This is a genomic window from Enterobacter cloacae complex sp. 2021EL-01169 (assembly GCF_020733125.1).
GTDB classification, from domain to species: Bacteria; Pseudomonadota; Gammaproteobacteria; order Enterobacterales; family Enterobacteriaceae; genus Enterobacter; species Enterobacter roggenkampii.
The window spans coordinates 1-1,221 of the sequence record NZ_JAJFTC010000053.1 but is presented as its reverse complement, the minus strand read 5'-3'; the positions used below and the strand labels follow the sequence as shown (position 1 = coordinate 1,221).

General features: G+C 53.4%; 1 protein-coding gene. It reads right to left on the bottom strand.

Annotated features, from left to right (window positions below):
- Window positions 1-29: 29 nt before the first annotated feature.
- Window positions 30-1,150, bottom strand: a protein-coding gene (locus LLF79_RS26825; RefSeq protein ID WP_096147877.1) for an IS3-like element ISSen4 family transposase whose coding sequence is annotated in 2 segments (ribosomal slippage) — window positions 30-892 and window positions 892-1,150 — 1,122 coding nt in all. Because the reading frame shifts where the segments join, the coding sequence is not laid out codon by codon here.
- Window positions 1,151-1,221: the final 71 nt, after the last annotated feature.

Sequence of the window (1,221 nt, the reverse complement as noted above, 5' to 3'; positions counted from 1 at the left end):
TGACCTGCCCCCACGATTAGATACAACACTCAGTTAGTAACGTCGGAATCTTCATTCTCAGAATGACCCTTTCTCCAGCCCGCTGCAAATTCAGACGGTGTCTGATAATTCAGCGTGGAGTGCGGGCGGCATTCGTTATAATCCTGCCGCCAGTCATTAATAATTTTCCTGGCATGAACGATATCGCTGAACCAGTGCTCATTCAAACATTCATCGCGAAATCGTCCGTTAAAGCTCTCAATAAATCCGTTCTGCGTTGGCTTGCCCGGCTGGATTAAGCGCAACTCAACACCATGCTCAAAGGCCCATTGATCCAGTGCACGGCAAGTGAACTCCGGCCCCTGGTCAGTTCTTATCGTCGCCGGATAGCCTCGAAACAGTGCAATGCTGTCCAGAATACGCGTGACCTGAACGCCTGAAATCCCAAAGGCAACAGTGACCGTCAGGCATTCCTTTGTGAAATCATCGACGCAGGTAAGACACTTGATCCTGCGACCGGTGGAAAGTGCGTCCATGACGAAATCCATCGACCAGGTCAGATTGGGCGCCGCCGGACGGAGCAGCGGCAGACGTTCTGTTGCCAGCCCTTTACGACGTCTTCTGCGTTTTACGCCCAGGCCACTGAGGTGATAAAGCCGGTACACGCGCTTATGATTAACATGAAGCCCTTCACGGCGCAGCAACTGCCAAATACGACGGTAGCCAAAACGCCTGCGCTCCAGTGCCAGCTCAGTGATGCGCCCTGATAAATGCGCATCAGCAGCCGGACGGTGAGCCTCATAGCGGCAGGTCGACAGGGATAAACCTGTAAGCCTGCAGGCACGACGTTGCGACAGACCGGTCGCATCACACATCAACATCACGGCTTCCCGCTTCTGGTCTGTCGTCAGTACTTTCGCCCAAGAGCCACCTGAAGCGCCTCTTTATCCAGCATGGCTTCGGCAAGCAGCTTCTTGAGTCTGGCGTTCTCTTCCTCAAGCGACTTCAGGCGCTTAACTTCAGGCACCTCCATACCGCCATACTTCTTACGCCAGATGTAAAACGTGGCATCGGAAATGGCATGCTTGCGGCAGAGTTCACGGGCGGGTACCCCAGCTTCGGCTTCGCGGAGAATACTGATGATCTGTTCATCGGAAAAACGCTTCTTCATGGGGATGTCCTCATGTGGCTTATGAAGACATTACTAACATCGGGGTGTACTAATCAACGGGGAGCAGGTCA